This is a genomic window from Vampirovibrio sp. (assembly GCF_041737375.1).
Lineage (GTDB): Bacteria > Cyanobacteriota > Vampirovibrionia > Vampirovibrionales > Vampirovibrionaceae > Vampirovibrio.
Window position 1 is genome coordinate 96,482 of record NZ_JBGSRV010000012.1, and the last position, 20,099, is coordinate 116,580.

Sequence of the window (20,099 nt, forward strand, 5' to 3'; positions counted from 1 at the left end):
GTCGGTTAGAGCGACTGATGGTTTTGTGATGCGCTTTTTTGAGGGTAAGTAACGTTTGATTACATCTTGAATACATCGATCAATTATCACCTTTCTATTGTTTTTATATACACAAGAGGCTCAATGACCGCCACTAGATATCAGGTCAGGCTAAAGACTTCGCAAAGGCTAAACATTAGAAAGGGTTGATGATATGAGTTTATTGAATTTAAATACCGCTATCGCAAATCCACTGAGAACGACTGCCACTTCCACCGCTGCTGTAGAACCAGCGATTAGTTTGCCTTTAACCACTACCGGTTCGGTGGGTTCCAGTGCTGCAAATCCATTTACCCTGCCTGCCGATGCCAAAGATGTTTCCTTCGGGTTGGGCAGTCAGCCTCAGTATATTTCCTCAAAAGGTACTGTGTACGAGTATGACAAAACCAGTGGCAAAGAGCTGAAGTATAAAGGCGTGAATAACGCCAAAAAAGCCCTGACCCTGTCTTACACCGGTGAAAATAAGCCTAATGATACCGTGGTGGATCACAAGTACAGTCGTCAGCAAGTGGGTACCGAGCGTTATCAGGTCGGTACCGAAAAGTATGTATCTGGCTATAAAAACGAGCAGGCTGGTACGGAAAAGTATCAAACCGGCACTGAAAAATATCAGTCTGGAACAGAAAAAGTTCAAACCGGCACCAAGCAAGTGCAAACCGGAACGGAAAAAGTTCAAACCGGTAACAAGCAAGTACAAACCGGCACCGAGAAATACCAAACCGGTACTGAGAAGTTTCAGTCGGGAACGGAAAGCGTCCTGAGTGGTTATAAAAATGTGCAAACTGGCACCGAGAAATATCAAACCGGCACCGAGCGGTACCAAACCGGCACCGAAAAAGTGCAAACCGGCACCGAGAAATACCAGACTGGGACCGAGCGGTATCAAACCGGCACGGAAAAAGTACAAACCGGCACCAAGCCTGTACAAATTGGCACCGAGAAATACCAAACTGGTACCGAAAAAGTGCAAACCGGCACCGAGAAATATCAGACTGGAACCGAGCGGTATCAAACCGGCACGGAAAAAGTACAAACCGGTACCAAGCACGTACAAATTGGCACCGAGAAATACCAAACCGGCACCGAGCGGGTTCAAACTGGCACCGAGAAATACCAGACCGGGACCGAGCGGTATCAAACCGGCACCGAAAAAGTTCAAACTGGCACCAAGCCTGTACAAATTGGCACCGAAAAATACCAGACCGGCACCGAGCGGGTGCAAACCGGTACCAAGCCCGTACAAATTGGCACCGAGAAATACCAGACCGGCACCGAGAAGTATCAGTCGGGTACCGAGCGGTATCAATCTGGCACGGAAATTACAGGGTATAACACCACTGTAGAAAAAGGCCGCATTGACGTAAACCGCGAGCTGGACGGCAAAGCCAACACCGGTGCGGTGGGTGACATTATTGACGGTGGCACCGCTCAATTAATAGATGGCAAGAAAGCAGCCAGCTATTTCAACAGCCCTCAGGCAACTCAGTATAAAGTAAGTGGTCTGACTGCCGAAGACAACAAGGCTCAGGCCGAACATGTCAGTATCCTTTCCAAAACCGATGCGGATGATATGTATGTGGCAGGCGATCCGATTGTTGGCGGTAAAGGCAATGATTACGATCCCAAGACCATTACCCCCGGCACTGGTTACCTCACCATGTATGAGGATGGTACTGCCGCTGGCCGCAAGGTTACTATCAACGCTCATGTCGATAAAATCAACAAGCAAGGCAACACCGCATTTACCGAATATGGTTTCGTCATTCAGGATGACAGTGGCCAGAAAACCAGCGCCACTCTGTCGGGCGGCCAGTTCAAAATCGGCGGGCAAGTGTTGCTGCCAGGTCAGGAAAAAGTCATTGGGGATCCCGCTGACCCGACTGCCAAGTTCTACTATGCAATGATGCCTGGTGGAGAAAATGGCGCCAAAGAACAACGCCTGGTTTTTGAATCTTATGAAAAAGTAACGCCTGGAACCCGTCAAACCTTAATTGATGCGGGTGCCAGTCCTGCCGAAGTAGACGCGATGCGCTCTAAAACGCAAGCGACCTTTGGATTCCGTATTCCCGATGGCAAAAACAGCTTCCGCTCTTCCGCCGGGGTTGCGGGTGGCTTGTCTACCACCACCAATGGGGTCAAAACCTACTACGACGCCCACTTCTATGAGCCAGGTTCCACAAGTCTGGAAACCACCAAACATCATAAAGAACCCATTTACGGCCCTGTTTACAGTGAAAGACCTGTATATAGCGAGCGCCCTACCTACGGCGAGCGTCCTGTGTACGGTGAAGAGCCGATTTACGAAGATCGTCCTACCTACGGCGAGCGTCCCGTGTACGGTGAAGAGCCGGTTTACGAACATCGCCCTACCTACGGCGAACGTCCTACCTACGGTGAAAAGCCAGTTTACGAAAATCGCCCTACCTACGGCGAGCGCCCCACCTACGGTGAGCGTCCCGTGTACGGTGAAGAGCCGGTTTACGAAAATCGCCCTACCTACGGTGAGCGTCCCAAGTACGCTGAGCGTCCCGTTTACAAGCAAGAGCCGGTTTACACCGACAAGCCGGTTTACAGCGAGCGTCCCAAATACGCTGAGCGTCCCGTTTACAAGCAAGAGCCGGTTTACACCGACAAGCCGGTTTACAAGCAAGAGCCTGTTTACACCAATAAGCCTGTATTCAGTGAGCGTCCTAAATACGCCGAACGGCCAGTTTACAAGCCAACCCCTGTATATAGTGAGCGTCCTACCTACGGCGAGCGCCCTGTTTACAAGGAAGTTTGCGAGCCGGTTTACGGAATGGACTACGGCGTTGATGTGGATTACGGTAAATCCTACGATGAGCCATCCTACCACTGCCCACCCACCAGCTACAGCTTGCCTAACATCACTCAGTACGCCTCTACGGGTAGTGGCAAGCCCAAGGCTACCCAGTCTGTTAATGCAGGCAGCGCTCAGTTGAACCAGTCTGCCTCCACAGGTAGTGGCAAGCCTCAAGCGACTCAATCCCTGAATATGGGCGGCGCTCAGGTGAACCAGTCTGCTTCTACGGGTAGCGGCAAGCCTCAAGCGACTCAATCCCTGAATATGGGTGCTCAGGTCAATCAGTCCGCCGCCACTGGCTCTGCGGCTCCTGCTCCTGCGAGCAGTCAGTCTATGAGCTTTGGTGGACTGGATCCCCAGTTCCTGATGAGCCTGATGCAGATGTTGATGCAATTGCTTCAGCAAATGGGCCTGTAACCTCTCTATTTCCTCACTAACACAACCAAGCTCCGGGCAGTGTTAATCTGCCCGGAGCTTTTTTAATGGTGTTTAACAAGGCGCAGGCGTTTTACAGTTCCGGGCTGGAAGCTGGTAAAATGAATTTTGAAGGGAAAACAAATGTGAATGTCCTGAAAAATTCTGTTGGACAATGGCTGATGGTGCTACTGGCGGGAATTTTGCTATTCTCTCAGGCTGCCTTCAACCTGATGCAGGTTAATGCAGCCTCCTATCAGGGCATTTTGTTGCAATGGTTTGTTTTTCAAGGGTGCCTGATGGCCGTTGTCTATCGCATGGGGCAAAATCACCTGCCCCGGATCTGGCTTGGGCTTCTGCTGGTTTTTCTGTGGCTGATTGGAACCTCTTACTTCACCGCTTCCCAGGTAAACTGGGTAGGGCTTAGTGCCTTGTTGGCCGTTTATTGCGTGTGGCTGCATTTGCGGCAGGTGTATGCCGGAGAAATTCGTCCCAGCCTGTTAAGCACCAGTGCGCTGTTTACCGCTCTAACCGGCTGGCTTTCGGTTGAAACGGGCTTGCTGCTGGCCTTGGCCATTTTGTTTTTTTCCTGGATTCATTGCTTCTTGCACGAGCGGGAAGAGAAAGACCTTCGGGATAACAAGATCTCCAGTCAGGCGGTTTTAAACCGCTGGTTTCCGGCGTGGGGCGTTTACTGGCTACTGCCTTTTGTGCTGTGCCATTTGGTGGAAGGGGGGCTGTTGACCGCTTTAAACCTATGGCCTCAGTTTCTCACTGATTCAGGCAGTTGGCTGTCGGCTTTTTTTAAGGGAAAAGCCCCCATTCCGGGTTATTTTTCCTCGTTTCACCGGGAGTTTGAAGCGGCCTTTCAGCCTTTGACTTTTTCAAACCGGATTCCCCATTGGCTGGGGTTTGCCGTGCAGATTTTAACCGGGCTGCGTTTATTGGGCATTGGGGTATTGCCGGTGTTGGGCATTTTGGGGATGGGGTATCAGGTTCCCGGCCGGTTTGTGTATCGGTTGTTGCAGCGGCCCGATGAAGAGCTGTTGTTGTTTTGGTTGAGTGGCGCAGCCCTGATTTTGGCGACCTTTCTGGATTCCAGCACAGTTCGCATTGTGAGTGATGGCACTTTGAGTTTTTTGCTGGGCTTTCTGGTGCTGGCGCGCTGGTTAACGCCACGCCCTAAAGCGCAGCGAGAGTTTTACTGGATACTGGCCCTGTTTTTCGGTTTGTGGCTGGCCGCTGATGTCTTGATGGCTTACTTGCGCCTGACCTAGGCAGGTGGAAGCTCTGTCTGGTTTGCTCTGCCTAGTGTTCTCTATTTTGCTTACTCAGCTTGGCTTATGGCAAAATAGGCTGCACTCCCCTTATGTATGAAAGAAAGGCATTTTTATGTCTCCCATTCGACTGGTGTCCTGGAACGTGAACGGTATCCGGGCGGCCATTAAAAAAGGTTTTTTTGAGTGGCTGGCTCAGGATCAGCCCGATATTCTGGGCTTACAGGAAACCAAAATCAGCGCCGAGCAACTGACTTTGGATATGGTAGCGCCGCAGGGTTACCACACCTTTTGGAGCCATGCCAACAAAAAGGGCTACAGTGGGGTGGCCATTTTCACCAAGGAAAAACCCATTTCAGTCACCGAAGGGCTGGGCGTTCCGGAGTGGGATACCGAAGGCCGCACTTTAATTGCGGAGTATCCCAATTTTGTGTTGTACAACATTTATTACCCCAACGGTGGGCGTGGCGATGACCGCTTGCAGTACAAGCTGGGGTTTTACGATGTGTTTTTGGAACACATTGAAAATTTACGCAAGCAGGGTAAAAAAGTCATTGCCTGTGGCGATTTTAATACCGCTCATCATCCCATTGATTTGGCCAGACCCAAGGAAAACGAAAAAATTTCGGGCTTTATGCCCATTGAACGGGCCTGGGTGGATAAATTTGTGGCGCATGGCTATGTGGATACCTTCCGCTATTTTTATCCCGAGAAAAAGGACATGTATTCCTGGTGGAATATGCGAACTTTTGCCAGAGATCGGAATGTAGGCTGGCGGATTGATTACTTTTTTACCAGCCCGGATTTGAAAGAAAACCTGGTGGACGCAGGCATTGAAATGGCCGTTCCTGGCTCGGATCATTGCCCGGTTACGCTCACCCTTAAGTTTTAAGGGCTTCTAAAACGCCAGCGTGGACAGGCAATTTTGAGAGGGGTTGGGTTTAATTTTTAAGCCTCCTCTAGTTTTGAGCGCTTTAGCGTTTTTAAAAGCGCTTCATGTTTTGCGTTTTGCCTTTTTGAAATAGAAATTTAGACATTGGAGTTTAATAAATGACCGTTCTTTTTGGCGTCAATCCATCGAACCGAGATGGTCAATTGCGTCCGCCCTCCGCTACGGCGTCCAATAACCCGCTAGAGTTGCTTTCCGCCGTGGCGGAGCAGTTGGGTGAGGCGGATGAAAGGGCGGTTGCTCCAGACCGTTTCACTCGGGCCTCTCATCCTGAGGAGGCCAATCCCGCTGAAGCAAATAGCCCGGCCCGGCAGCAGCCTGTGACCCCTAGGCGGGTGAATAACGCCTTGATCGATGCGATTGAACATAAAGATTTTCAAGCGATTTCTTATTTGTTACAGCGCTATAACTTGTCTAAAGCGCAGGTTGAGGAAGCTGCCTTGTTGGCCATTTCACAAGCTGGCAGGGGTACGGATCCGCAAATGAATACAGTGGTGGAACAGTTGCTGAATCATTCTGAAATGGATGTGAATCTAACAGGCAGGAATAATCAACCTGAGGTGGTTCTGGCCGCGTATAACAATAAAAATGCTCGTTTATTGGTAGGGCTTTTAAACAAGCCTGAATTGAACCTGAATAGTCGGAAATTTGCCTGGGACAAGGCCGTCGTCAATAATTTAACGGATTTAATTGAATACATGCTGGATCATCCGGCGATAACGCCTTCAATCGTTAATAGCCCTCTGGGTGAGGGGTTTAGGGCGCACCATGGTTCCTCTGGATGGGTTTCTGCCATGGGTCAGGGCAATTTTCAGCTTGCCAAGTTACTGGCAAAGCATCCTAAATTTGATATTAATGCCCCACTGAGTCCCGGAACCTGTTTAACGCCTTTAGGTGGGGCCGCGGTCAGAAATTCGGAAGAAGTGGTCAGGGTGCTTTTAGCAGAGAATCGTCTTCGGCTGGATCAACCCGCTGGTGCCCCACAGTCTGACACGACTATTTTTGCCGCGGCCGGGGCGGGTCGCTTACGCATGTTGCAGACATTGTTAGCGCGTCCGGGTTTCAACATCAACGCCATCAATCCTGAAGGTGTCAGCGCCTTGGACAATGCCTTTAATAACGGTCGCGCAGATGTGGTGCACTGGATGCTTCCTCGGGTACATGATACGGTTTTACTCAGGGCGGGAGGCCCTCAAGCGAGAGAGCATTTGATGGGTTGGCTATGGAGTGAGTTTCAACGGCTTGCTCAAGGTCGCCCCCCTCAAAGTCCTCCCCCTCATCAAGGTCGCCCTCCTCAAGGGCCTCCCCCTCCCCCTCAAGGCCCTCCTCCTTTAGACCCCGTTTAACGTTGAATGCCCCCGACGGAATATCTTAGGATAAGCCCAACCGAGGCAACCATAAGCTTTGCGGGTTCTCTTATTAAGATAAAATCAAAAGCCCCCAGCGATGACATTCGATGGGGGCTTTTTTGAATGAAATGAACGATTTTATTTTTAGCGCTCCGACAACACGCCCTGATAGTTCAGCAAATCCTGAACGGTTTGCAGCGAGCTGTTTTCTGCTTGCAGCTTTTTAATCAGCGCAAACAAAATGGCCGCGCTCATGCGCACATCCGATTCCGCCCGGTGGGGGTTGGGGTTGTGATAGCCCACGGCGGTAGCCACCACAATGCCTTCGTAACTGGGCAGGCTGGGCATGGCTTTTTGGGCCAGTACTTTGGTGCAAAAAGCCCGGCTCAGGTTGTAGCGCTCGGCGAAAACATCCAGCCCGCTCTGGCTGATTTTTTCTTTCAGAAAGCCCATGTCAAAGGACACGTTGTGTCCCACAATCAGGGGGGCTTCTCCTAAAAAGCCGGATAACTCGCTCAGGGCCATCACCACTGCCGGAGACTGCCTCACCATTTCATTGGTAATGCCGGTCAGCAATTCCAGTTCTTCGGGAATGGGTTCGGTGGGCTTTACCAGGGTGGAGTATTTACCGATTTCCACGCCATCTTTAAACTTAATGGCGGTGACTTCGGTAATGGCGTTCCTTTTGGCGTTCAACCCGGTGGTTTCCAAATCCAGAACCGCAAACACGGCTTCCGATAAAGGGATACGATCCAGCGGTTTGCGGGCTGTTTGCGTGGAAGCCTCCGAGGAAGCCGCCGGTGTGGCCAAACTGCCAAAAAGGGACTGCTGCATAATGAGGGAAATCCTTTGTCTAACGAGGATGTTACAACGCTACTACTAACTAACTTACGTACTAACCAAAACTGTTTATTCCACAAATGAATCCGAGAGATTGAGTCGGTTCAAACCGGTGTTGAACGTGGTTTTTCTGATGCGTTTCGCCTGATGGTTTTTTAAAAAGCGTTACGCGATTCCCTGTGTACGCATCACCCCTTTTTCTGATTTCATAACAACACAAATCCACATCAAATCAGCAAAACTGACCTGATAAAATATATTTAAATAAACGCTAATTCTCTATCTCCGGGTGCTTTGTAAAAGCAACCGGATGCTGTGTCTATTGATACGACTGAATTGAAGCAGACAAGCCTATACCCGTACGTTTACAGCGTAAAATAACGCAAAAACGCATTGGGAACGGCATTGAAGCGATTGCTCAATGTGTTCCCTTCGATGAATCGATCATACTCGACCCGGTACCAAACTACGAAGCGTAGTAGCTGGCTTTTTTACACAATATTTACCGGGCAATGCCTCAAGCTTTACTGGGTTAGGGTTTGCTATTGTAAACCTGATTGAGGCACACGCAAAACCCCTCTTCCGGGCTATAATATCCCTCAGGAGAGCAAGCGCCAAGCGGCGAGAGAGAGGTAACTGGAATGGCAGACCCCCATGCCCTGAACCTGATCCAGGAGGAGAAGTTCCTGGAATTCAATAATTTTGTGGATAGTTTGGGCGGACAAGTTGATTTGACCGGGGCTCACCTGCGTGGATACGACTTGCGCAAGTGTAAGCTGCAAAAAGCCGACTTGACCGGGGCTTATCTCCGCTCGGCAGACCTGCGCTCGGTCGATCTGAGCGAGGCAAAGCTGGATGGGGCCAGCATGAAAGAGGCCCGAGTGAGTGGCGTGCTTTTCCCCCGAGAGTTGTCCGCTCAGGAAATTCAGCTGAGTCTGGCCTCTGGCACCCGCTTGCGGACCAAGTTGTAATGAATTGTATTTGATGAGTAATGAATAAAGTGGCCTACTGTGTCTCATTTTAGCTATCCAGAATTATTAACCGCCTCTCAGGGCGATGCTTTCACGCCGCCCGTTGCTTTCGGCGAGGCCCGGCTATGGACGGACACCCGTTCCATCCAGCCCGGTGATTTTTTTCTGCCCCTTTCCGGGGAGCGTTTTGACGGGCATCACTACCTGGAACAAGCCTTTGAGGCCGGGGCAGTGGGGGCTTTTGTAGAACGCCATCAAGCGGCCCAAAACCCCCAATGGCAAAAGCTGCCGAATTTAATTGCGGTGGATTCGCCGGTTTTGGCCTATTTGGCCATGGCGAGGTATCACCGGGAGAAAATTAACCCGGTGGTCATTGCAGTCACTGGCAGTTCGGGCAAAACCACCACCAAAGAGATGTTGTACGCCGCCTTGTCCCCTTTAAAACAAACGGTGAAGACCGAGAAGAATTTTAATAATGAAGTGGGTGTTTCTCAAACCTTGCTGGCCTTGCGCCCCGGCACCGAAATTTTAATTGTGGAAATGGGCATGCGTGGCCTGCGGCAAATTTGTCTGCTCTCGGAAGCGGCCCGCCCGGATGTGGCCATTATTAACAACATTGGCCCCGCCCATATTGGCCTGCTGGGTTCTTTAGAAGCCATTGCTCAAGCCAAGCTGGAAGTGGTGGAAGGCATGAACCCGGCTCAGGGCTTACTGGTAATCAATCAGGATACCCCGCACTTGTCTGGCTTGGCCCCGACGCTTTGGTCGGGTAAAACCGTTTCCTACAGCCTGAACGAAGCGCAAAATTTACAGCCTGCCTTGGAGGCGGGTGTGGAAGGCAGCCGGTTCACTTATGGGGGCGTCACGGTTACGTTGCCCGTGCCGGGTGAACATATGGTGTCCAATGCCTTGGGCGTGCTTAAAGTGGGCGAGGCGCTCGGGTTTTCCGCCGCAGCGCTGGCCAGTGGACTGTCTCAATTCAAGCCAGAAAAAGGCCGGGGGGAGCGGGTCATGCTTCAGGGCTACCGGGATGTGTGCGTGATTGACGATGCCTATAACGCCAACCCGGATAGCGCCAAAGCCTCCTTAAAAGCGTTTCTGTCCACCGTTAAACCCGGCAAACAGAACTTTTTAGTGATTGGCGGCATGAAAGAACTGGGAGACTTCAGCCAGCAATACCACCAGCAGCTGGGCTTTTGGCTGGCCGCTCAACCCCATATCAATGGCCTGTTTACTTTGGGGGAAGAAGGCCAGTGGCTGGCCGATGCGGCCTCCAGCGCTACCTTCCCGGTGCGCCACGCTCAAGATATCCCGCATTTGGTGCGGCAGTTGACCGAAGGGTCTTTCACTCTGGAAAATGCTGTTTTGTACTTAAAAGGCTCCCGAGCTTACCAGTTGGATCAAATTCCGGCGGCGCTGGAGCGAGTTGCGCTTAACCTTGAGGTTCCTTCATGATTTTGGCCCGCATGGATGCCGTTTTAGCCGCCTTAATTCCCTTTTTGGTCAGCGTGGCTTTGGGTAAGCCCTATATTCAGTTTTTAAAAACCCGGTACATGGGCCAGTATATTCGGGAAGATGGCCCCCAGAGTCATCAAAGCAAGGCGGGAACACCTACGGCGGGTGGCGTTTTAATCCTGCTTGCTTTCATGCTGGGCATGGCCGGGCTGCTGGGGGTGAAAGGTGCTGCCCTGCTCACGCCTGCGGTGGGCTTGGTGCTGGGCATTACCCTGGCCTTTGGTTTGCTGGGTTTTGTGGATGATTACTTGAAAATTTCCAAAAAGAAAAACAAAGGGGTGTCTGGATATACCAAGCTCGCGGTGCAGGTGGTTGCCGGGTTGGCAGCGGGCTGGGCTGTGGTGCAGTCCCTGCCGCATGGGGCGGATGTCAGTGTGTTTGGTCTGTTTACCGTGCCTTTGGGGTATCTGTATCCGCTGTTTGCCGCTTTTGTGATTACCGGGGCTTCTAACGCCGTGAATTTAACCGATGGGCTGGATGGTCTGGCCAGTGGCACCGCCCTGATGACCTTTATCACGTTGGCCCTCATGCTGTTTGCCACCCATCAGGTTGCGCTGGGCTTGGTGTCGTTGTGCATGGCCGGGGCGGCTTTGGGCTTTTTAATCTTTAACCGCAACCCGGCCCGCATTTTTATGGGAGATACCGGCAGTTTGGCTTTGGGCGGCGCTTTTGGGGCGCTGGTGATTTTAGGCAAGCTAGAATGCTGGGCGTTACTGCTGGGCGCTATTTTTGTGGTGGAAACCCTGTCGGTGATTCTGCAAGTGTATGCTTTTAAAACCACGGGCAAGCGCATTTTTCGCATGAGTCCCCTGCATCACCATTTTGAACTGGGCGGATGGAGCGAGAACCGGGTGGTGTACAGTTTTGTGACTTTTCAGTTTTTTTGCTGCACCCTGGCGGTTTTTTTGTACAATTTTGCAATGTAAGTAAAGGACAACCATGGCGACACCCAACTGGCAAGGTAAACCGCTCACGGTACTGGGGCTTTCCCGCAGTGGCGCTGCCGTGGCCCGCTATGTGGCCCAGCGGGGGGGGCAGGTTTTTTTAAGCGAAACCGTTCCGGCTTCCCCGCACAATGAAACCCTGAGGAACACGCTGGCGGGGTTGGGCGTGACCGTGGAAATGGGCGGCCATAGCAAGCAATGCTTTATGCATGCCGATCAGGTGGTGGTCAGCCCCGGCATTCCGCCCAGCAGTGAGGCCATTGAGCAACTGCGCATGAGCGGCAAGGACGTGATTTCTGAAGTGGAATTCGCCTATCGCCAAGCGCCTCAAATCCCCTTGGTGGGCATTACCGGCACCAACGGAAAATCCACCACCACCACGCTGGTGTCCTGGATACTGACTCAGGCCGGAAAAAACGCCCCGGCTTGCGGCAATATCGGCATTCCCATTACGGATGTGATCAATACCGAGGTTCTAAATGGGCCAAGTCCCGACTATCTGGTGGCGGAACTCAGTTCGTTTCAGCTGGAATTTTCGCCCACGCTGAAGTCTAAAGTGTCCATTTTTACCAACTTCAAGCCCGATCATCTGGATTGGCATGGCTCTCTGGAAGCGTATCAGGAAGCCAAGCTAAAGCTGTTTACCGGACAGCAATCCCCGGAATGGGCGGTGGTGCTGGCGGATGACCCCATTAGCCAGAGCGTGGCCAGTCGCACGGAGGGCCAGGTACTGTGGTTCTCCCGAGATCAACACTTGGTGGCCCAGTACCCCAATAAGGCGTATCTGGATGAGCGCCAAAATGTGGTGATTCATTTGGCAGACCAAGCGCCGGTTTCCTTGTTTTCGGTGGATACCTTGCAATTAATTGGGGATCATAATTATGAAAACGTGTTGGCCAGCGCCGCCACTGCGTTTTTGCTGGGCATTGATTCTGAGGTGATTACTCGGGCCTGCCAGCAGTTTGAAGGTCTGGAGCATCGACTGGAAAAGGTGGATGTGCTGGGGCCTCGGCAAGTCATTTTTTACAACGATTCCAAAGCCACCAATACCGATGCCGCCATTTCCGCCCTGCGAGCTTTCAAAAGCCGCAAAGTGATTTTAATTGCGGGCGGTTACGATAAAATGACCCCCTTGGACGACTTTGTGACCGCGGTTCAGGCCAACGCCCAATCGGTTATTTTGTTGGGAGCGGCCAAGGCCCGTTTTGCGCAGGCCTTTGAGGCCAGTGGCTATCATGCCGTTTCCTTTGCCGATGACTTGGATGCGGCCATCGCTCAAGCCTATCAGTTGAGCGAAGGTGAGCCGGTGTTGTTTTCCCCGGCCTGCTCCAGTTTTGATCAGTTCAAAAACTTTGAGGAGCGGGGCAAGGCCTTTAAATCAGGGGTGCAAGCCTTGAAGGCTCATGCGGAAAGCACGGTGAGGTCTTAATGGACAGAGTGTATGGAGCCCCGGCTCGTTATGTAAGCCCCCCCAGCGCCCGGCTGAGTTATTATGACGGGCGGGAAGAGTTTGGCGGCTGGGATGGCCCACGGGCCGATGGCGTGGCCCGGTTTGATCATACGTTAATGTACACCACCATGGCTTTGGTGATGGTGGGTTTAATGTCCGTGTTTACCGCCAGTGCGGCCCAGGCGGATTTGGAAACCGGCAATAGCGTTACCACCCTGTTCAAGCAGCTGATTTCCGTGGGGATTGGCGGCGGGGCTTTGCTGTTTTTTATGGGCTTTTCCTTTGAGCGTTTGAATCGTTGGGCCATTCCCTTTTCGCTAATTTGCGTGGGGCTGTTGATGATGACCATGTTTATGGGCACCACCGCCAACGGAAGCGAACGCTGGATTATGCTGCCCTTTGGTTTCCAGTTCCAGCCCTCCGATTTCGCCAAGGTGGGGGCCATTGTGTTAATGGCTCAGGCCACCAGCCAGCGTAGTTTATGGGGCATGGGAACCTGGTTGAACGTTATGCTGGTTGGGGTGATGACGGTGTTGATTTTGCAACAGCCCAACCTGAGTGTGACCATGATTTTGGGCATGCTGACTTTTGCCATGCTCTTTGTGGCCGGGTTGCCCCGCTTTATTGTGTTGGGCTCTTTGCCCATTTTGGCCTTTGCCATTTATCAAAAAATTCGACATACTGAGTATCAGTGGAAACGCATTGTGGGCTGGCTGAACCCCTGGAATGACGCTCAGGATGCTGGCTATAACCTGATTCAGTCCTATTACGCCATTGGATCGGGCGGGCTGGTTGGGGTGGGGCTGGGCAACTCCATTCAAAAGTTGTATTACCTGCCTTTTCAGCATACCGATTTTATTTTTTCGGTGATTTGTGAAGAGTGGGGCTTTATTGGGGCGGTGATTGTGATTGGTTTGTTTGCCCTGCTGGGCTGGCGGGGCTTTACCATCGCCTGGCACTGTCCCAGTCGGTTTGGCAAGATGCTGGCCTTTGGCTTAACCCTTGCCATTGTGCTGCAGGCCCTGATTAATATTAGCGTGACCATTGGCCTGATGCCGGTTACCGGGGTAACCCTGCCGCTAATCAGCTATGGGGGAACCTCCATGATTGTGACCTTGTCCATGATCGGGATGTTATTGAACGTGTCCAAGGCCCGCCCCGCTCGCTTGCCGCAACACGAGGAGTATTAAGCGCCTATGCGGCTGGTGGTAACAGGTGGGGGCACGGGTGGGCATATTTACCCGGCGTTGGCGGTGGCGGAAGCCCTGCAAAGCGATCCTGCCGTGGAATCCATTACCTATATTGGTAAAACCGGCGGGCTGGAAAACGATTTGGTGCCGCAACACGGCATTGATTTTTTGGGGCTGGAGTTCTATGGCATGCCACGGGTTAAAAGCCTGTTGTTGCCTGTGCAATTGCTGAACTGGTTTGCCAAGCTGGAGCAGGCCAAGCGAAAGGCCAAGGCATATCTCTCTGACATTCGCCCTAGTGTGGTGTTTGGAACCGGTGGCTATGTGAGCGCCCCGGTTTTAATGGCCGCCCACGATCTTAAAATTCCGTATGTGGTGCATGAGCCGGACGCCAAGCCGGGACTGGTCAATCAGTTAATGTCCAGAAACGCCGCGGTGATTACCACCAGTTTTTCGGAAGGGGCGGAGTTGCTGAAGCGAAAGCCCACCCAAGAGGTGCTGGTTACCGGAAACCCCATTCGTGGCAGCATTGGCACCCTGTCCAGACAGGAAGGCATGAAGTTGCTAGGGCTGGACTGGCCTGATACTCAACCCATTTTACTGGTGACGGGTGGTTCTCAAGGGGCCAGACGTATTAATCAGGCTGTGGTAGAAGCATTGCCAACCCTGTTAAATGAGCTGGGCTTGGCGGTGGTGCATTTAACCGGCAAAAAGCTGTACGATGAAACTCAGGCTGCGCTGGATGCGGTGGATGCCTCCTTAAAAACCCATCCTTTCTATCAAATTCGCCCTTATTCCGGTGAAATGGCCGCCTTGCTGGGCGTTGCCGATGTGGCCCTGTGTCGGGCCGGTTCACTCAGCCTGTCGGAGATGTATGTATGTGGGGTGCCCACCCTTTTGGTGCCTTATCCGCATGCCGCCGCGGATCATCAACGAAAGAACGCTCAGGCTTCGGTGCGATCCAAGGCCTCCATTTTGATGGAGGATGCCGATTGTAATGGCGCTCGATTGGTTCAGGCGCTTTCTCCACTGATACAAGATTCCGGGATGCTGGCTGCCATGAAATCGGCTGCAATTGGCTTGGGACACCCCGATGCCACCACTCGCATCGTGGCATGTCTGAAAAGATTTGGGAACTTTTCTTGAAAAGTTGCGTAAAGACACTTGATCCCGGCTTATCCTCTGGATAGAATGTTAGAACTTTCAATCACATTAACGGATTGGGGCGTCGCCAAGCGGTAAGGCACCTGGTTTTGGTCCAGGCATTCAGAGGTTCGAATCCTTTCGCCCCAGTTTTTTAAAAAAGCCTTTGGTTTTAACCAAGGGCTTTTTTGCTTTGTGGGCTATCAAGAGACGGTTGGCACCCAGTGGACTGGGAGCGGCCGCAAGCATGGGGGAGTTGCTTGCAGCCTAACCATTAAAAATGGAGGTAGGGTGTTAGCAACAAAATCCTATCAATTGTTTTTATGCCATTGTGAGATGGTCAGATAGTCTATCGGATCATTGTGTGGGATAGGGCATAATAGGGGTATGGGGATTTGAGCTACGACGTAGGGCAACCGCATCATTTGGGAGGGCCACTGGCACCTTCTGGAAGTGACGGACCGGGATTTGCTAAACCCAGCGGGCCGACGCCATTCAGTGCGCCTGTGGACCTGAGTGGACGGTCTTATCACGTGAATGCCAAATCGGCGGTCACCCCTGACAATATGATGGAGCGTCTGGATCAAGGGGCTAGAACCTCTGCCAGTGTCTCCAGTTTGAGTTTAAACTCGGAGCTTGGCGCAGGCTTGGCCGGTTCTGCCGAGAAGGGAACGTCTACAACCGGGGCCGCTGCTGCCGCTGCTGTGGAGCCTTCTTCTTCTTCCTTTAGCAGCCCTGTGGGGGCGGAACATTTAGCGCCTTTGGCCCTTGAAAGCGGCCCTTCTAAAAACGAGGGCAAGTCTGAAGAAGGCCGGGGCAAAGGGTTAGAATCCAACGCCCAGCAAAATGGTAACGTGAACGCCAGTGCGGATGAGTCACCGGGTAAGGCCGCCCAAGGTGGTATTCAAGGGGTTAAGGCTGAACTGGAAGGCGCTGGTAAAGAGGCTAAGGGTAGCCCTGAGGCTGGACAGCTTCAACAACTCACCCAGTCTCTGGATCAGCAAGGCCAGCAAGTGGCTCAGGCCGATAAGATCGACAAGCAATCCAAAACGGTGGACAAAACGGCTCAGACCCAGGAAAAGGCCGGTGGTGCGCTGGATAAAATTGGATCCACGCTGGAAAAAGTGGGCACTGGCCTCAGCACGGCGGGTCAAGCCATGATGGCCAGTGGTCAGGCCATGCTGAGCAATCCGTTTACCGCTGCGGCGGGTGCCGCTCTGCTGGCCGCAGGCATTGCCTTAAAAGTGGCCGGTACGGTTATGAAGGTTTCCGGTAAAGCCATGAAGGTGGTTGGCAAGGCCCTTGAGAAAGTGGGTAAAGCGTTATCTAAAGTGGCCAAAACCTTGATGAAAGTGGTCAACAAAATTTTGGACAAACTCAAAAAAATGCTGGAAACGGTCAGTAAAAAAATTAAAGATATTCTGGCTCGCATCCGCAATAAAAAAGACAACAAGGCCGATCAAAAACCGGATGCTCAGCCTGCGGCCAATTCGGCCAGCAAAACGGAATCCTCTAAAAAAGCAGAACAATCCGCTCAAACCAACCCCGATAAAAAAGCAGGATCGTCTTCTGGCAATCAGGACGGTTCCAAGCTGGATACCGTTAAAGAAATGGGGGCCGGGTTGGCGCTGGATGCGGGTGTTAGCAAAGCAACGTCCATGATCAGCTCCGGCGGTGATGATGTGGCTGCCGCTGCTGGCGATAGCACCGTGGCTGCTGCCAGTCAGCAGAGTGCCAGTGCGCCGCTGCGATCTTCTTTTACGGGCTCTCCTAACGCAAGCCAGTTATCGGGTGGCGCAGGGTCAGCCCCTATTTTTCAGTCATTCACCCCGCAATTGACTTAAAAATCGGGGGATAGAATTTCTTTGAGATCTTCGAAAGAGAGCATTTTGCCCACGGAGCGATCGGCGGCAATAATGGAATCGACCAAATCTCGCTTGCGATCCTGAAGCTTCAGAATTTTCTCTTCCACGGTGCCTTTGGTAATCAGTCGGTACACAAAAACGGTTTTGGTCTGCCCGATTCGGTGGGCCCGGTCGCTGGCCTGATCTTCCGCCGAGGGATTCCACCACGGATCGTAGTGAATGACATAATCGGCCCCGGTCAGGTTTAAGCCGGTGCCGCCCGCCTTCAGGCTCATTAGAAAAATGGGAATGGAATCATCGTTGTTAAAGCGATCTACCATCACATGGCGATCTCGGCTTTCGCCGGTTAAATACTCGTATTTAATGCCTTTTTTATCCAGCCAGGTGCGAACAATTTTAAGCATTTCCACAAACTGGCTAAACAGCAAAATGCGATGGCCTTCGCTAATCACTTCCTCAATCATGTCCTTCAGGGCGTCAAACTTGCCAGAATCCTTCAGCCCACCAGACAGTTCTTCGCCCATCAGTTGCGGGTGACAGCAAATTTGCCTTAAGCGCAACAGGGCCGCAAAAATGGAATTGGTGGAGCCGCCCACGCCTTTGTCGGCCACGTTGGCGAATACTTCTTCCTTGGTTTTTTCCAGCACTTCCAGGTAAAGCTCTCGCTGGGCTTCCGTTAGCTCACAGTATTGCACGGCTTCAATTTTAGGCGGCAAGTCCTTGGCCACATCCTGCTTTAGACGGCGTAGCATAAATGGAAACACCTGCTTTTTCAGGCGGCGTTCCGCGTCCCGGTTGCCACGTTCCTCAATGGGGAATACATAGCGGTACTTGAAATCATCCTTGTCATACAGAAAATTGGGCATTAAAAAGTCAAAAACAGACCACAGCTCCATCAGGCGGTTTTCCACCGGGGTGCCGGATAGGGCCAGCCGGTGCGAGGCTTGCAGCGCTTTGCTGGCGTTGGCCGTTTGCGATTCGTAGTTTTTAATATTTTGCGATTCATCCAGAATGACATAGCGGAACGGGTATTCCTTCAGCGCCCGCACGTCCCGACGCATCAGGGCGTAGCTGGTGATAACGGCGTCCGCTTCTTTAATTTTTTTGTACTGGATATGGCGATCGCTGCCGGTTAAGTTCACCACGCTCAGTTCCGGGGTGAACTTGGCGATTTCATTCACCCAGTTGTACACCACCGAGGTGGGGCAAATAATCAGCGATGGCATGGGGCCATCCTGATTTTTGGCGTGTTGCAGCAATACCAGCGTTTGCAGGGTTTTGCCCAGGCCCATGTCATCGGCCAAAATACCGTTCAGGCCGTAAGAATACAGGAACCAAAGCCAGTTAAAACCGGCCTTCTGATAAGGGCGCAGCTCGGCTTGCACTTGGGCGGGCATGTCAATTTCTTCCATGGAAGTTTGGGAAGAAATCACGCTCCAGAATTTGGAGAATTTTTTGCTCAAGTCCAGTTCAATGCCCTGATCCACCAATTCGGCAATCAGGCCCGCCCGAAAAGTCTGGATTTGGTAAGTGTCCTGATCGATGTTTTCGGCGTCAAAAAACTGCAGGGTTTTGGTAATGTGCAAAATGGCGGCCAGCGGAATTTCAATGTAGCCCACATCTTTCATAAAAAAGTATTTTTTGCCCTGCATCAGGTGGCGTTGCACCTCATCCAGAGTCATGGCCTTTTCGCCAATGGTGCAATCAATTTTCAGGACAAACAAATCCACGGTTTGGGCAAACTCAATACGCCCTCGCAATTTGAGCGGATGATCAGAAGCCTTTAGGGACTTCATGTCATTCTCATACTTGGCCTTCCATGGGTTACTTTCCTGCTCCATGCGGTTTTTGAGGGTGATGTTGTAAAAATCAATGGCCTCATCACCTTCGGCAAAGAAGTGGTTGGTTTGCAAAGGTTGCAAGCCGCCGTCCAACAGCTCCTGGTAAGCGTCATACTCATCCTGAATGTCTCGCTTGATCCAGTAAATGTTGTCCTTGTCTTTTTTGGTGATCATCACATAAGGGGTTTCCGGCGTTTTTTTGCTGAAAGGCACTTTGACGCCGTCATAGTCAAAGTCCAGGCTGGCCCGAATTTTGAGGGTGGCTTCATCCAGAAGTTCCACGGTGACAATTTTAGTGGCTGGTCGCTTTTTTAAATCCACCTGATGCACAATATCGGCCAGATCCATGTCCACCACTTTACGCAGTTGGGGCAGATCTTCGTACATAAACTTGCCGCCGTCGGCATCTTTAATATCGGTGAAGCTGGACTTGGTGAGGTGGTTGGGCAAGTCCGACAGTTTGTTGGAAAGCGGGTAAATGCGGTTTTTGTACAAGCCCCACGGGACATCACGCCCAAACATGGTTAACTCTTCCAGTGGGTAGGCGTCATACGGCTCCTGGCGAATCCAGTGCAGAGACACCAGAACGTTTCCGGCCATGGAGACATTTACCGACATCAGTAAAAACAGCGGATCATGCTCAAAGGATAAGCGCTGCCCGTTGGTATTGCTGACCTCTTCCACTTGTGAAAGAAGCTGCAGCAGGTTTTCACCCTCGGCCACCGGCAAGTTGAACCAGCCGTGATCGGGTTTGCCTTTGGCATGCCGAAGCACAAACTGAATGGTGGCAATCTCTCGTTTTTGGGCCTTGTTAAAGCTTTCTTCCCCGGATTTATTGCCCTGATCCAGCGCCAGTTGCAGCACTTTTTCCAGGTTGTGCATAATTTTGCCGCTGGCTCGGTCTTCCACTTTAATGCCAATTTGTTTGGGCTTGGGGTGCTTGTCCGGCTTAATAATAAAGCGGTAGTTCCCTTCAAAGTTGGAGGGGTCTAGCGTACTGACCGTGTCATCTTCGGTAGGTAGCCGGTAATATTTGTTCCAGTAGTGGCGTTTTACGGCTTCCAGTGCTACGGAAACCGAGTGCTTGCACCAGGCCTCTTCTAACGGACAGTCGCAAACCGGCTCCACATGGTCTTTCTTGAACTTGAGTTGAATATTGTAGGCATCTTTGTATTTGCCTTTTACTTTGGCCCGCACCCCAATGGAATCCAGCGTGATGTGCTGGAGCTGGTTTTCCTTAAAATAGCTATAGCCTCGTCGCCAACTGCCAGGTTTGGCCTGCTGCTTGATATAGCCGAAGTTAAAATCGATAAGGGTATCCAAAGTCTTCATCAGACGGTCTTTTGTCCCTAAAATCAGGTTACGGTTTTCTATCTGCGTAAAGCAGTCTCAACAACGCCATCCGGGGCCTTTAAAAAGGTATTGAAAAACGCGGGGCGCCTTTAAAAAAACGATTGCGGATATATAGGAGGTTCTGAAACTTCAGGGAGA

13 protein-coding genes and 1 tRNA gene are annotated in these 20,099 nt (G+C 51.7%); 12 read left to right on the plus strand and 2 right to left on the minus strand.

The features are described 5' to 3' along the window. Positions 1 to 193: 193 nt before the first annotated feature. From ACEW81_RS09045 to ACEW81_RS09060, 4 genes are all read left to right on the plus strand, one after another. Positions 194 to 3,277 (plus strand): hypothetical protein, encoded by a 3,084-nt coding sequence (locus ACEW81_RS09045; protein WP_373532658.1) that lies wholly within the window; start codon positions 194 to 196, stop codon positions 3,275 to 3,277. A gap of 65 nt (positions 3,278 to 3,342) precedes the next feature. After that, entirely contained in the window at positions 3,343 to 4,551 is a 1,209-nt protein-coding gene (locus ACEW81_RS09050; protein WP_373532659.1) for a hypothetical protein, read from the plus strand. Between the two features lie 115 nt (positions 4,552 to 4,666). After that, on the plus strand, positions 4,667 to 5,443 hold the full coding sequence (locus ACEW81_RS09055) for an exodeoxyribonuclease III (RefSeq protein ID WP_373532660.1): 777 nt from the start codon (positions 4,667 to 4,669) through the stop codon (positions 5,441 to 5,443). Positions 5,444 to 5,601: 158 nt separating this feature from the next. Then, positions 5,602 to 6,846: an ankyrin repeat domain-containing protein gene (locus ACEW81_RS09060; protein WP_373532661.1), complete on the plus strand. Its 1,245-nt coding sequence runs from the start codon at positions 5,602 to 5,604 to the stop codon at positions 6,844 to 6,846. 147 nt (positions 6,847 to 6,993) lie between these two features. Here the strand turns inward: ACEW81_RS09060 and ACEW81_RS09065 are convergent, their stop codons facing one another. Next, positions 6,994 to 7,683, minus strand: a complete 690-nt coding sequence (locus ACEW81_RS09065; protein ID WP_373532662.1) for a 3'-5' exonuclease — start codon at positions 7,681 to 7,683, stop codon at positions 6,994 to 6,996. A gap of 647 nt (positions 7,684 to 8,330) precedes the next feature. Between ACEW81_RS09065 and ACEW81_RS09070 the strand changes: the two genes are divergently transcribed. From ACEW81_RS09070 to ACEW81_RS09105, 8 genes are all read left to right on the plus strand, one after another. After that, positions 8,331 to 8,660, plus strand: coding sequence for a pentapeptide repeat-containing protein (locus tag ACEW81_RS09070; protein ID WP_373532663.1), 330 nt, complete (start codon positions 8,331 to 8,333; stop codon positions 8,658 to 8,660). 39 nt (positions 8,661 to 8,699) lie between these two features. Next, the gene (locus ACEW81_RS09075) at positions 8,700 to 10,115 is read left to right on the plus strand and encodes a UDP-N-acetylmuramoyl-tripeptide--D-alanyl-D-alanine ligase (RefSeq protein WP_373532664.1); all 1,416 of its coding nucleotides are present in this window, start codon (positions 8,700 to 8,702) and stop codon (positions 10,113 to 10,115) included. Continuing rightward, a complete protein-coding gene (gene mraY, locus ACEW81_RS09080) occupies positions 10,112 to 11,101 on the plus strand; it encodes a phospho-N-acetylmuramoyl-pentapeptide-transferase (protein ID WP_373532665.1) in 990 nt (329 codons plus the stop codon). Before ACEW81_RS09075 ends, mraY begins: the two co-directional genes overlap by 4 nt. Positions 11,102 to 11,114: 13 nt before the next feature. After that, positions 11,115 to 12,548: a UDP-N-acetylmuramoyl-L-alanine--D-glutamate ligase gene (gene murD / locus ACEW81_RS09085; protein ID WP_373532666.1), complete on the plus strand. Its 1,434-nt coding sequence runs from the start codon at positions 11,115 to 11,117 to the stop codon at positions 12,546 to 12,548. Next, positions 12,548 to 13,759 (plus strand): FtsW/RodA/SpoVE family cell cycle protein, encoded by a 1,212-nt coding sequence (locus ACEW81_RS09090; protein WP_373532667.1) that lies wholly within the window; start codon positions 12,548 to 12,550, stop codon positions 13,757 to 13,759. The genes murD and ACEW81_RS09090 overlap by 1 nt, the downstream gene beginning before the upstream one ends. Positions 13,760 to 13,765: 6 nt before the next feature. Beyond that, on the plus strand, positions 13,766 to 14,905 hold the full coding sequence (gene murG / locus ACEW81_RS09095; protein ID WP_373532668.1) for an undecaprenyldiphospho-muramoylpentapeptide beta-N-acetylglucosaminyltransferase: 1,140 nt from the start codon (positions 13,766 to 13,768) through the stop codon (positions 14,903 to 14,905). 75 nt (positions 14,906 to 14,980) lie between these two features. Beyond that, positions 14,981 to 15,052: transfer RNA gene (locus ACEW81_RS09100), tRNA-Gln, on the plus strand. Positions 15,053 to 15,297: 245 nt separating this feature from the next. Next, positions 15,298 to 16,746: a hypothetical protein gene (locus ACEW81_RS09105; protein WP_373532669.1), complete on the plus strand. Its 1,449-nt coding sequence runs from the start codon at positions 15,298 to 15,300 to the stop codon at positions 16,744 to 16,746. On the opposite strand, the gene ACEW81_RS09110 is transcribed toward ACEW81_RS09105, so the two are convergent. Beyond that, positions 16,743 to 19,940 (minus strand): DEAD/DEAH box helicase, encoded by a 3,198-nt coding sequence (locus ACEW81_RS09110; protein WP_373532670.1) that lies wholly within the window; start codon positions 19,938 to 19,940, stop codon positions 16,743 to 16,745. The two genes, ACEW81_RS09105 and ACEW81_RS09110, sit on opposite strands and share 4 nt — an antisense overlap. Between the last annotated feature and the right edge of the window lie 159 nt (positions 19,941 to 20,099).